Raw genomic sequence first — 12,812 nt, 5'->3', positions numbered from 1 at the left:
ATATTTCGATATATTTAATTGAAGAGTTTGATCATGGCTCAGATTGAACGCTGGCGGCAGGCCTAACACATGCAAGTCGAACGGTAACATTTCTAGCTTGCTAGAAGATGACGAGTGGCGGACGGGTGAGTAATGCTTGGGAACTTGCCTTTGCGAGGGGGATAACAGTTGGAAACGACTGCTAATACCGCATAATGTCTTCGGACCAAACGGGGCTTCGGCTCCGGCGCAAAGAGAGGCCCAAGTGAGATTAGCTAGTTGGTGAGGTAAAGGCTCACCAAGGCGACGATCTCTAGCTGTTCTGAGAGGAAGGTCAGCCACACTGGGACTGAGACACGGCCCAGACTCCTACGGGAGGCAGCAGTGGGGAATATTGCACAATGGGGGAAACCCTGATGCAGCCATGCCGCGTGTGTGAAGAAGGCCTTCGGGTGTAAAGCACTTTCAGTTGTGAGGAAAAGTTAGTAGTTAATACCTGCTAGCCGTGACGTTAACAACAGAAGAAGCACCGGCTAACTCCGTGCCAGCAGCCGCGGTAATACGGAGGGTGCGAGCGTTAATCGGAATTACTGGGCGTAAAGCGCACGCAGGCGGTTTGTTAAGCTAGATGTGAAAGCCCCGGGCTCAACCTGGGATGGTCATTTAGAACTGGCAGACTAGAGTCTTGGAGAGGGGAGTGGAATTCCAGGTGTAGCGGTGAAATGCGTAGATATCTGGAGGAACATCAGTGGCGAAGGCGACTCCCTGGCCAAAGACTGACGCTCATGTGCGAAAGTGTGGGTAGCGAACAGGATTAGATACCCTGGTAGTCCACACCGTAAACGCTGTCTACTAGCTGTGTGTGATTTTAAATCGTGCGTAGCGAAGCTAACGCGCTAAGTAGACCGCCTGGGGAGTACGGCCGCAAGGTTAAAACTCAAATGAATTGACGGGGGGCCCGCACAAGCGGTGGAGCATGTGGTTTAATTCGATGCAACGCGAAGAACCTTACCTACACTTGACATGCAGAGAACTTTCCAGAGATGGATTGGTGCCTTCGGGAACTCTGACACAGGTGCTGCATGGCTGTCGTCAGCTCGTGTCGTGAGATGTTGGGTTAAGTCCCGCAACGAGCGCAACCCTTGTCCTTAGTTGCCAGCATTAAGTTGGGCACTCTAAGGAGACTGCCGGTGACAAACCGGAGGAAGGTGGGGACGACGTCAAGTCATCATGGCCCTTACGTGTAGGGCTACACACGTGCTACAATGGCATTTACAGAGGGAAGCGAGACAGTGATGTGGAGCGGACCCCTTAAAGAATGTCGTAGTCCGGATTGGAGTCTGCAACTCGACTCCATGAAGTCGGAATCGCTAGTAATCGCAGGTCAGAATACTGCGGTGAATACGTTCCCGGGCCTTGTACACACCGCCCGTCACACCATGGGAGTGGGATGCAAAAAAAGAAGTAGTTAGTCTAACCTTCGGGAGGACGATTACCACTTTGTGTTTCATGACTGGGGTGAAGTCGTAACAAGGTAACCCTAGGGGAACCTGGGGTTGGATCACCTCCTTACCATTACGTCGATAGACGCCTTGATGCAGTGCCTACACAGATAGTCTTGTTTTTATTGAACAAAACTTATGTTCTTTAACAATTTGGAAAGCTGATATTAATAGTAATCAATCAAAATTGAGTAACTGAGAAATCGAAAGATGACTTTTTACTCTACTTGACTGAATTGCTTGTTATCAATCGATGATTTGATAGCAAGGCAATTCTTCCGATTAGCTTGTCATTCATGCGACATAACTTAGACAGAAGTCAAAAGGCTGTTTGGGGTTGTATGGTTAAGTGACGAAGCGTATACGGTGGATGCCTTGGCAGTTAGAGGCGATGAAGGACGTGTAAGTCTGCGAAAAGCTGTGGTGAGCCGACAAAATGCATTTGAGCCACAGATGTCCGAATGGGGAAACCCACCTATTTATAGGTATCGTTGCATGAATACATAGTGTAACGAGGCGAACGAGGGGAACTGAAACATCTAAGTACCCTTAGGAAAAGAAATCAACCGAGATTCCCCTAGTAGCGGCGAGCGAACGGGGAGCAGCCCTTAAGCTGTTTAGAATTTAGTGGAATCCTTTGGGAAGAGGAGCGATACAAGGTGATAGCCCTGTACACGACGGATTCTTTACAGTGAAATCGAGTAGGTCGGGACACGTGTTATCTTGACTGAATATGGGGGGACCATCCTCCAAGGCTAAATACTCCTAACTGACCGATAGTGAACCAGTACCGTGAGGGAAAGGCGAAAAGAACCCCTGTGAGGGGAGTGAAATAGAACCTGAAACCGTATACGTACAAGCAGTGGGAGCCCTTCGGGGTGACTGCGTACCTTTTGTATAATGGGTCAGCGACTTATATTTAGTAGCAAGGTTAAGTGAATAACGGAGCCGTAGCGAAAGCGAGTGTTAACTGCGCGTTTAGTTGCTAGGTATAGACCCGAAACCCGGTGATCTAGCCATGGGCAGGTTGAAGGTTGAGTAACATCAACTGGAGGACCGAACCCACTAACGTTGAAAAGTTAGGGGATGACCTGTGGCTGGGGGTGAAAGGCCAATCAAACCGGGAGATAGCTGGTTCTCCCCGAAATCTATTTAGGTAGAGCCTCGGACGAATTCCATTGGGGGTAGAGCACTGTTAAGGCTAGGGGGTCATCCCGACTTACCAACCCTTTGCAAACTCCGAATACCAATGAGAACTATCCGGGAGACACACGGCGGGTGCTAACGTCCGTCGTGGAGAGGGAAACAACCCAGACCGCCAGCTAAGGTCCCAAAATATTGCTAAGTGGGAAACGATGTGGGAAGGCATAGACAGCTAGGAGGTTGGCTTAGAAGCAGCCACCCTTTAAAGAAAGCGTAATAGCTCACTAGTCGAGTCGGCCTGCGCGGAAGATGTAACGGGGCTAAGCAATATACCGAAGCTGCGGCAGCATGTTTACATGCTGGGTAGGGGAGCGTTGTGTAAGTGGATGAAGGTGAGTTGTAAAGCTTGCTGGACATATCACAAGTGCGAATGCTGACATGAGTAACGATAATGGGAGTGAAAAACTCCCACGCCGGAAGACCAAGGTTTCCTGTCCCATGCTAATCAGGGCAGGGTAAGTCGGCCCCTAAGGCGAGGCAGAAATGCGTAGTCGATGGGAAACGGGTTAATATTCCCGTACTTATATAATCAGTGATGGAGGGACGGAGAAGGCTAGGCAAGCTTGGCGTTGGTTGTCCAAGTGAAAGCGAGTAGGCCGAGAACTTAGGTAAATCCGGGTTCTTAAAGCTGAGACGCGAGACGAGCTCCCAAGGGAGTGAAGTTGTTGATGCCCTGCTTCCAGGAAAAGCTTCTAAACTTATGATTATATGAACCGTACCCCAAACCGACACAGGTGGTCAGGTAGAGAATACTAAGGCGCTTGAGAGAACTCGGGTGAAGGAACTCGGCAAAATTGTACCGTAACTTCGGGAGAAGGTACGCCCCTGTTTGTGAACACTTTACGTGGTAAGCAGATGGGGGCCGCAGTGACCAGGTGGCTGGGACTGTTTATTAAAAACACAGCACTCTGCAAACTCGTAAGAGGACGTATAGGGTGTGACACCTGCCCGGTGCCGGAAGGTTAATTGATGGGGTTAGCGTATGCGAAGCTCTTGATCGAAGCCCCGGTAAACGGCGGCCGTAACTATAACGGTCCTAAGGTAGCGAAATTCCTTGTCGGGTAAGTTCCGACCTGCACGAATGGTGTAACCATGGCCACGCTGTCTCCACCCGAGACTCAGTGAAATTGAAATCGCAGTGAAGATGCTGTGTACCCGCACCTAGACGGAAAGACCCCGTGAACCTTTACTACAGCTTGGCACTGAACATTGAACCTACATGTGTAGGATAGGTGGGAGGCTTTGAAGCACAGTCGCTAGATTGTGTGGAGCCGTCCTTGAAATACCACCCTTGTATGTTTGATGTTCTAACATTGGTCCCTTATCGGGATTGTGGACAGTGTCTGGTGGGTAGTTTGACTGGGGCGGTCTCCTCCCAAATAGTAACGGAGGAGCACGAAGGTTAGCTAATCACGGTCGGACATCGTGAGGTTAGTGCAATGGCATAAGCTAGCTTAACTGCGAGACAGACACGTCGAGCAGGTACGAAAGTAGGTCATAGTGATCCGGTGGTTCTGTATGGAAGGGCCATCGCTCAACGGATAAAAGGTACTCCGGGGATAACAGGCTGATACCGCCCAAGAGTTCATATCGACGGCGGTGTTTGGCACCTCGATGTCGGCTCATCACATCCTGGGGCTGAAGTCGGTCCCAAGGGTATGGCTGTTCGCCATTTAAAGTGGTACGCGAGCTGGGTTTAGAACGTCGTGAGACAGTTCGGTCCCTATCTGGTGTGGGCGTTGGATGATTGATGGGAGCTGCTCCTAGTACGAGAGGACCGGAGTGGACGAACCGCTGGTGTTCGGGTTGTCATGCCAATGGCATTGCCCGGTAGCTATGTTCGGAACGGATAACCGCTGAAAGCATCTAAGCGGGAAGCCGGCCCAGAGATGAGTCATCCCTGAACTTTAAGTTCTGGAAGGGTTGTTATAGACGATGACGTTGATAGGCAGGGTGTGGAAGCGTTGTAAGGCGTTAAGCTAACCTGTACTAATTGCCCGAGAGGCTTAACCATACAACGCCCAAAAAGCTTTAGGCTTTTGAGTGTTGTAGACAAGCTAAAGTAAGTAGAGTAAAAAGACAGTTACTCAATGATTGAATTAATATTATCTTTCTTAAATTGTTAGTTATTAAGCAACGATGATTGAACATGCTCCTGAGAGTACTGTTAGTCCTCCTTGCGCAGAAGTCATGACAAAAAGCGTCATGATTCTGCACTAAAAGTTTTTCCTGGCAGCCATAGCGATACGGTACCACCTGACTCCATTCCGAACTCAGAAGTGAAACGTATTAGCGCCGATGGTAGTGTGGGGCTTCCCCATGTGAGAGTAGGACACTGCCAGGTCCTAATTAAAGAAACCCGCCTTACGGCGGGTTTTTTGCTTTATGGCGCTTAGATTTACATCGTAATTTTTAATCGCAACTGGAACTTAACATGCAGCGACTTTTAATATGCCAGTAATGCACGTTAGTGTAGAATCAAAGTTATAAGTCAATGGAGTTGTAAAATAGCAATGCGAAAAAATACTTTTTATAGAGAGAGATTATCTGACATTAAAAGTATTTTTCTTAGTAGGAAAAAACAGTTCAAGTTGTGGTTCAACAGGCATATAGCATCAAAAAAAGTGCACAGTGTTAAGTTAGTAGCTATTGCCAAAAATGAATCTATGTATTTACCTGAGTGGATTTTTCATCATCTTTACTTTGGATTTAGCGAAATAGAAATCTACTACAATGGATGTGACGATAATACACATGAGCTTTCGCGTTTAATGAAGGATTATCCAGTTAAGTTCATAAACAGCGATAATATTTTTACAAGTGGTATTCCCGCGCCACAAGTCCATATTTACAGAAGTTGTTTTGAAGTTCAGACTACTGCTGATGCCATTATGTTCTTAGACATTGATGAATTTTGGGTTCCAGTAGGTCTTCATAAAACAATTAGTGAAGTATGTAAAGATGTAGGAGATTTCGATTCTTTGTCTTTCCAATGGTTTAACAAACTAGAGAAAGATAGTCTGTTTACTTCTGCTTTGCAGCAAGAAATAAAAGTAGAGTCTGCCCGACAAATAAAAACTCTGTACAAAGCTTATCTAAGACCACAACAAATGAATCCTCATAACACTCTTGATAGAGGGTTGCTCCAGAAGTTTGAAGACGCTAAAACTCTCAAATGCTTAAACACTCAAAACTCTCAAGTTGACAGCTCTTCCATTCCACTAAACGGCTATATTTTACACCGAAAAAACCGCTCCCAATATGAGTACATTGCAATGCTATTGAGAGGACGCCCTCTAGCAAATCAGGACGCTACTGTATTCGAATTGAAAAATAATAGAACCGGTTTTTACAAAGTATCTAACCCTATTACGTTTAACTACAATACAACCTCTTACGCAGACTATAGAAAGTTTATGGACAAACATTTGCAGCATGAAAAATTCACTGATTACTTTAAAACAGCTAAAGAGCATGTAGATTCAAGATATTCGCAAGTAGTAAAAATTGTGGAAGAAAACTACTTAACAAATAAGCAGGGGTTCGAAAGGTTATTAGCTGGGGTTGATCTATCTGAAATAGAAACAATTCGTAATAGACAATAATATTGTAATCATAGGCATTTGATTGAATAAAACTTTTAACTTGTCTATTTGGTAATCAGGAATATATTGAGTTTTATAATGAAAGTACATTTATTCGATAGTGGTTATTCGGAGCTCTTTGCCTTAATAAAGGAATATCTAGTATCAAAGAACACGGACTTTATTCTCAATGATTATGTTGGCGATACTAATATAGCACAACGTTATGATGTGATTGTTATCAGTGAACCGCTATCGTATCTAAAGCGGCTGTTTGATAGTACTAATCATAACTTTTCTAAATTCAGTGATTTCGTTAATGAACAGATAGTTGAAGTAAACGCTCTCTATAAAGCACTCTCTAACAATATTGAAAAGAATACGACTCTTGTTCTGTCAGATTCAGAGTTGTTAATTTCTATGTTGACATTAGAATCCAAATATAATGTTTCATTCTCTAGAATCCCTTATGGCAAATTGTTGAATAGTAGGGTTAGTACTAGAGCTCAGTTATCAGGCTCAGAGAAAGCTAAGATAATAGAAGAACTGAAGGATGCATATGAAACTTATGAAAAAGCTAAAAGAATAGTTTTGAGAAACTGGGATAATGTTGTTCATGAAACTAGAAATAAATTTAAAACCAATAAAGATGTAATCATACATGTTGGCCCACCTAAAACAGGGACTTCCGCTATTCAGGGGTGGCTAAACGAGCATGTTGAAAAATTATCATGTAAAAAGATCCATTACCCGAAACATAGTACAGATAGAAATGGAATCAGCTCCGGCAACTTTTCATCATTGATATCAAAGTCGAGTGACAAGTTATTTTATTTCGACAGGGATAAACTTTTCGACCTTATTGAAGAGCTAGAAAAGCGAAGGGAGCTGACTCTTCTACTCTCCTCTGAACACTTTTATTATTATTTGCCTTGGCTGTTTTTGTATTGTCAAAACGCCAAATTTATTTTCTATGTGCGTCATCCGTTGTCGGTCTTGGAATCTGGCTACAATCAGCAGGTTAAGCGTCATAGAAAAACTGAAAAGTTTACAGTCCCAGATAGGGTGAAGTTTACCCATCTTGAAACTTTATTAGCCGTGGCAGCAAAGTTTAATGTTGAAATTGTGTACCGTTTTTATGATTTCAGTACGCCAATAGATAACAATATTTTTAAAGACTTTTCTTCTTGTTTCGAGAGCTTTATTGAAGCCCCTAGAGAGTTTAAAAAAGTAAATACCAAATTTTCGCCGGGCTCTTTAGAGCTGATGAGGTTATCAAACTGCATTGCTTCAGATTTGGTATTAGAGGAACTAGATCTAATACTCCAAGGCATAAGTGAAAGCTACGCCGATTTTTCTTTGATGAGTAAAAGCGACTTTATTAATCTTAATGATTCATTAGAACGAGAAAAAGAAAGGCTCATTAGTATAGCACCTGAGCTGGATGAGAAGCGCTTTACACAATTACTAACTTCATACAGAAACGCTGAAACTTTAAGTAGTGACGCAATTAATGAAGATTTTGCATACGTCATTGGAGGTTTGTGCAGAGATTATAAGTTGATTGCCTATTACTTATATTACCAGAGTTACCGGCATCAAAAAATTGAGTTGTATGAGAGCTTGAAGAAAAATTTGGTATCAAAGGTTGTAGCTTTTCTAGCGTTTCACTCATTACCAATAATGATACGTATTAAAAAGGTTGTTCAACGTCTCAGGAGTGCAAAATTACGTCTTTAGTTATATAAAGATTTTGCAATGTGCAATCAGCATGCGAAGTTTGATAAAGCATTGCTGCTAAGTAATGATTATCGAGTTAATAATCTAGTGCTCAGTAAAGAACAGGTTGATGATCTGGTGTCAAATGGTGCTATTTACGATGCCAGAAGGCCGCGAAATATTTATATCAATGGTTGGATGGTGCTGCATACCGACGAGTTAGTATCAGAATAACAACGTTTTAAATTGTTTACTTTTATTTAACCCCATAATACCAAGCGCTTATAGAAAAATAATGCACTGCACACTACAGTTAATTGATCTAAGTAAAATGTGGGGTGTAACTTGTGAAACATTTAGTGTTGGCGCTAGGTACAGGCACAATAACCGCATTGCTGATATATTTTGAAGCAAGCATGGTCATTTCTGTAGTAACCATCTTCTTAGCTGTTGCCTTGGGCTCATATGTTGCTAAAGACAAGAGTGACGGTAATCACAGTGATTCTCCCCATGTTACCAAACGCGGTAGCGAAGACGTTAGACATTCCAAAGAAGCGAACAACATCAGTGATGCCGCTAGCAGAATAGCAATAGGTGGGGCTTCTATTTCTTTTTTTCTTGAGCAATTGTCAAGTGCGCTCAGAGCTCAAGTAACGAGCATCAGCGAAATGTCATCTAGACTTCAGCATATTGAATCCTCGGGCGTGGAATTGGATACACTCGCTAAAGGTGCGTCTATCTCAATGAATGAATCTGATGAAAACACACAACAAGGCACAAAACTTCTTAAGGAGTTATCTTCACAACAGCAAAAACTGGTAATTAATATTAATGAATCATCTGCTGCGCTTACCGAACTGAAGAGTAAGGCAGAAGGTATTAGCACTATCACAAATACTATTAATCAATTAGCTGACCAAACCAACATGTTAGCACTAAATGCTGCTATTGAAGCGGCCCGAGCGGGAGAGCAGGGCCGCGGTTTCGCGGTAGTTGCTGATGAGGTGAGAGATCTAGCAAAGAAGACAGCAGACGCTACATCAGGTATAGAAAATTTACTTCACGATATGAACACTAGTAGTCAATCGGCAGTAGAGACTATGGAGTCAGTACTGACTTCTAGTAATGAGATGAACACGTTGTTAGATGAAAGTGAAAAAGCTATATCGCACGCAGGTTCACTCTCTACACAAGCGCGTGATGCCGTAAATACAATGCAAGAACGTGTAGAAGTAAATACGGAGCACAGTTCGGGTATAGGCGCGAATATTTCAGAACTTCAGACGACTACAGAAAACTTAGATACAGATTTATCTGATGTATCGCGTCAGGCCCTCCTGTTGAGTGAGCAAGCAGAGGATATTTTTAGACTGTTAGAACATTTTGATGTAAACGACAAAAACAGTATGGTACGCGATATAGCAGTATCAACAGCTAAAGCAATAGGTAAGCGGTTTGAAAAGGCTATTGAAGAAAATGAAATCTCTCAAGAAGCATTGTTTTCTTTTACTTACTCCCCCATAGCAAATACAAACCCAGTAAAACACTCTACACCGTTTGACACGTTCACCGATTCTGTACTGCCCACTATTCAAGAGCCTATTTTGGATGAGCACACATTTATAATATATGCGGGCGCCGTTGATAAGAATGGATATTTTCCTACGCACAACAAAAAATTTAGTCAGCCGCTAACAGGAGACTATCAGACAGATCTGGTCAACAACCGAACTAAGCGATTGTTTAATGATCCGACGGGCAGTCGATGTGGAAGCAATACCTCTGCATTTTTGTTACAGACCTATAAACGCGATACTGGAGAAATTATGCATGATCTCTCGGCACCAATTTTTGTTTACGGTAAACACTGGGGTGGTTTCAGAATAGGTTATAAAGCTAATTAAATAGGGCTTTGTTTTATTTGCTCCAATACGCTTTTATTTACGCTTTGCTTCCCATACCATTAGCGCATTGTTCGCAGCAAGTATAATGATATGCCGTCACTACAATCTTTCAGTACCTTCGGGCTTAATGCTTCTTGCAACGCTATTGAGCGTTTCTCCGATGTTCAAACGTTCTTGTCACTCTATGATAAAAATAAAACAACTTATCTGTTAGGTGGTGGCAGCAATACTATTTTTGCTGATGACTTCAACGGCACTATTTTATTAAATCAAATAAAAGGTATTAGCCACTACGATACTGAGGAATATCATTTTTTGAGAGTAGGGGCTGGTGAAAATTGGCATGAATTTGTGAGCTTATGCATGCAAGAAAAGTGGTATGGGCTCGAAAATCTTGCTCTTATCCCTGGTTCTGTAGGTGCGTGCCCTATCCAAAATATTGGTGCTTACGGACGAGAAGTAAATGCGTTTATAGACACTGTTGAGGTTGTTCTCCTTGAAACCGGCGAGCAAGTTAAAATTAGCAATGATCAGTGCGAGTTTGGCTACAGAGATAGCGTGTTTAAAAACGCATTAGCCAATAAAGTACTTATCACCCACGTTAATTTCAAATTACCCAAAAACATTCAGCCGGAAACCTCTTATGGTGAGCTACAAGCATTGCCGTCGCCGACACCTGAAGCGATTTATGACAAGGTAATTGAAATAAGAAAAAGCAAGTTGCCTGACCCTGCTAAATTGGGCAATGCAGGAAGCTTCTTTAAAAACCCTATCATTAGCCGCTCGCAGTTCGAAAACATAGCAAAAGAATATGAGGTCGTACCGCATTTTGATGTCAAAGACAAAGATGGCGATGCTATAAAAGTTAAAGTACCTGCTGCTTGGCTTATCGATAAAGCAGGTTTTAAGGGAAAAACGCTAAATGGTGTAAGGTGTCACCCTACGCAACCTTTAGTATTGACCAATATTGGTGGCGCTACGGGTAGCGATATTCTAACCATGGCAAGAGATATCATAGCTAGCGTACAAGAAAAATTTGGGGTCGCCCTAGAACCAGAAGTGCGCCTATTGGGAAACAAAGGACTTATTTCGCTATGAGACAGGCATCAAAAGCAATAAGAAAACATATTTTAGCTCTGTTGTCAGATGGGCAATTCCACTCAGGTGAAACCATTGCACAGCAGGTTGGCTTATCAAGAACGGCAGTAGCGGGTCATATTTCCCAATTAGCGGATTGGGGGTTAGATGTTTTTAAAGTAAAAGGCAAAGGCTATCGTTTAGAGCGAGGATTTCCGTTGTTAAGTGCAGACAGCATTAAAAAACATTTGGGTAACACCAAGCGAGCAATGATTGATGTGGAGTCGGTTCTTCCTTCTACCAATACTGAATTAAAAAAGCGCATTTCGAATAATCGAGATGATCTAGAAAATGGCGATGTCATTTTTGCTGAAATTCAAACCGCCGGTAGAGGCCGTCATGGGCGCACTTGGTTAGCGCCTGTCGGCGGAAGCCTTACTTTTTCTATGTATTGGTCATTTCCAGACGGCTACCAAAGTATGGCTGGGTTATCCTTGCTTGTTGGATTGGCGGTTTGTGATGCACTAAAAGAGTTTGGTGTGAACGATGCCGAATTAAAGTGGCCTAATGATATTTACTTGCAAGGGAAAAAACTCGCAGGTGTGTTAATTGAAGTAGAAGGGCAAATAGGTGCTACCGCACATTGTGTTATTGGTATTGGTCTAAATGTGTGTGTTCCTGATAACCAATATGATGTTGGTCAGCCCCACAGCGACTTAGCTTCCTATCTTGGCACTATACCCGATAGAAATGAACTTGCAGCTGAAGTTATCAAATCTTTGTGGGCTTATTTACCAAAATTTACCCAACAAGGCTTTGGTCCATTCGTTCCACATTGGGAAGCGTTAGACCTTTATGCGGATAAACGAATTGTTTTACAAATGGGTGAAAAACGTTTTTCAGGTATTGACCGAGGTGTTGACGCTAGTGGTGCGCTTTTAGTTGAGACCCAAGATGGCATAACACGCTTTCATGGTGGTGAGGTTAGCCTTCGTGGTAACTAATGAAAATAATATCGACGAAAGTCAGGTGATATTAGTCGATATTGGTAACACTAAAATAAAATATACCCTATTAAGTGATGTTGAAAACGAACCTTACAGCGGCGAAGACTCAGCCGCTTTGTTTTCTTTCATCGATAATATGCAAAATATTACGCATTTATATATCGCGTCGGTAAGAAATCAGGAACTGGTTGATGAAATTTCAACCATGTGTGGCAAGCGAAAAATTATTCTTGTAGAAAAGCACACAGAAAAGGAAGCCTTCGGTATAAAAAATAGTTACGACAACGAACAAAAAATGGGCGTTGATCGATGGCTTGCAATGGTAGGCGCAGCAGAAAAAGCAAAAAATGCATTTTTTGTCATGGATGTGGGTACGGCGATTACTGTCGATTTTGTTGTTGATGGTCAACATTTAGGCGGTTGGATCGTACCTGGTTTCCATGTAATGAAAGATTCTTTAGTGGCATCGACCAAAAAGGTGTTCGCAAATGATGAAATTCCAACCACCTTTGGGGTAGGAAACGATACAGAAGAATGTGTCGCTAAAGGGTGCCATGCAGCCCTGTATGGTGTTTATTTGAGCGCGATTGATTACATATCAAGCAAACGATCCAATTTTGACGTAATTTTAGGGGGTGGAGACAAAAAAATGTTTGCATTCTTAAAATCTGCTGATAACATGCGCCTCGCTCATTTGGTGATGCAGGGTCTTGCCCGCTACGCTCGAAGTGAACTGATAAAGTAAACCTCGACGTAAGTTTTTGATTAGTTGAAAAATTGGTCAAAAAAGAAAATTGAAAAATTTTCAAAAAGACACTTGCACAGAGTTAAACAATA

At 42.8% G+C, this 12,812-nt stretch carries 7 protein-coding genes and 3 rRNA genes; all 10 read left to right on the top strand.

The annotated features are described in order from the left end of the window. Positions 1-15 precede the first annotated feature (15 nt). The 10 genes from OZ660_RS16890 to OZ660_RS16845 all read left to right on the top strand — a co-directional run bounded on the left by OZ660_RS16890 (position 16) and on the right by OZ660_RS16845 (position 12,720). Positions 16-1,551: ribosomal RNA gene (locus OZ660_RS16890) — 16S ribosomal RNA — on the top strand. A 273-nt stretch (positions 1,552-1,824) separates the two neighbouring features. Beyond that, positions 1,825-4,698, top strand: a 23S ribosomal RNA gene (locus OZ660_RS16885). Positions 4,699-4,912: 214 nt separating this feature from the next. After that, positions 4,913-5,028: ribosomal RNA gene (gene rrf, locus OZ660_RS16880) — 5S ribosomal RNA — on the top strand. The 16S, 23S and 5S rRNA genes sit together here, the layout of an rRNA operon. Before the next feature lie 169 nt (positions 5,029-5,197). After that, positions 5,198-6,289, top strand: a complete 1,092-nt coding sequence (locus tag OZ660_RS16875; RefSeq protein ID WP_274741724.1) for a glycosyltransferase family 2 protein — start codon at positions 5,198-5,200, stop codon at positions 6,287-6,289. Positions 6,290-6,367: 78 nt separating this feature from the next. Next, positions 6,368-8,008, top strand: coding sequence for a sulfotransferase domain-containing protein (locus OZ660_RS16870; protein WP_274741723.1), 1,641 nt, complete (start codon positions 6,368-6,370; stop codon positions 8,006-8,008). A gap of 18 nt (positions 8,009-8,026) precedes the next feature. Then, positions 8,027-8,221 (top strand): hypothetical protein, encoded by a 195-nt coding sequence (locus OZ660_RS16865; protein WP_274741722.1) that lies wholly within the window; start codon positions 8,027-8,029, stop codon positions 8,219-8,221. A gap of 113 nt (positions 8,222-8,334) precedes the next feature. Next, positions 8,335-9,891 carry a methyl-accepting chemotaxis protein gene (locus OZ660_RS16860; RefSeq protein WP_274741721.1) on the top strand — a complete coding sequence of 519 codons (1,557 nt, stop codon included), beginning with the start codon at positions 8,335-8,337 and terminating at the stop codon, positions 9,889-9,891. A gap of 90 nt (positions 9,892-9,981) precedes the next feature. Next, positions 9,982-10,989, top strand: coding sequence for a UDP-N-acetylmuramate dehydrogenase (gene murB / locus OZ660_RS16855; protein ID WP_226434616.1), 1,008 nt, complete (start codon positions 9,982-9,984; stop codon positions 10,987-10,989). After that, the gene (birA, locus tag OZ660_RS16850; RefSeq protein WP_274741720.1) at positions 10,986-11,972 is read left to right on the top strand and encodes a bifunctional biotin--[acetyl-CoA-carboxylase] ligase/biotin operon repressor BirA; all 987 of its coding nucleotides are present in this window, start codon (positions 10,986-10,988) and stop codon (positions 11,970-11,972) included. The genes murB and birA overlap by 4 nt, the downstream gene beginning before the upstream one ends. Then, positions 11,962-12,720: a type III pantothenate kinase gene (locus OZ660_RS16845; RefSeq protein ID WP_274741719.1), complete on the top strand. Its 759-nt coding sequence runs from the start codon at positions 11,962-11,964 to the stop codon at positions 12,718-12,720. Before birA ends, OZ660_RS16845 begins: the two co-directional genes overlap by 11 nt. Positions 12,721-12,812 lie beyond the last annotated feature (92 nt).

Source organism: Alteromonas sp. 009811495 (assembly GCF_028865455.1).
Classification (GTDB): domain Bacteria; phylum Pseudomonadota; class Gammaproteobacteria; order Enterobacterales; family Alteromonadaceae; genus Alteromonas.
Note: the sequence above shows the minus strand (reverse complement) of the source record. Positions and strands in the feature narration are given on the sequence as shown.

Coding starts and splice junctions, on each gene's coding strand:
- OZ660_RS16865 (WP_274741722.1), top strand. CDS start 8,027: ATGTGCAATCAGCATGCGAAGTTTGATAAAGCATTGCTGCTAAGTAAT.
- murB (WP_226434616.1), top strand. CDS start 9,982: ATGCCGTCACTACAATCTTTCAGTACCTTCGGGCTTAATGCTTCTTGC.
- OZ660_RS16870 (WP_274741723.1), top strand. CDS start 6,368: ATGAAAGTACATTTATTCGATAGTGGTTATTCGGAGCTCTTTGCCTTA.
- OZ660_RS16875 (WP_274741724.1), top strand. CDS start 5,198: ATGCGAAAAAATACTTTTTATAGAGAGAGATTATCTGACATTAAAAGT.
- birA (WP_274741720.1), top strand. CDS start 10,986: ATGAGACAGGCATCAAAAGCAATAAGAAAACATATTTTAGCTCTGTTG.